The following is a 307-nucleotide window of genomic DNA, read 5'->3' on the forward strand; positions in this document are numbered from 1 at the left end:
GTCCGAATGGGGAAACCCACCCGCTTGCGGGTATCCTGCAGTGAATACATAGCTGCTGGAAGCGAACCTGGTGAACTGAAATATCTAAGTAACCAGAGGAAAAGAAATCAACCGAGATTCCGTAAGTAGCGACGAGCGAACGCGGACTAGCCCTTAAGCTGATTTGGTTCTAGGAAAACACTCTGGAAAGAGTGGCCATAGAAGGTGATAGCCCTGTATCTGAAAGGGCCATTTCAGTGAAAACGAGTAGAGCGGAGCACCAGAAACCCTTCCTGAACAACGGGAGAACAACCTCCAACGCTAAATA

Annotated in this window: 1 rRNA gene; it reads left to right on the top strand. The window is 48.9% G+C overall.

Going from position 1 to position 307, the window contains the following annotated elements:
• Positions 1–307: ribosomal RNA gene (locus tag EN850_RS35350) — 23S ribosomal RNA — on the top strand; the annotation flags it as partial.

This window comes from Mesorhizobium sp. M8A.F.Ca.ET.207.01.1.1, from assembly GCF_004794715.1.
Lineage (GTDB): Bacteria > Pseudomonadota > Alphaproteobacteria > Rhizobiales > Rhizobiaceae > Mesorhizobium.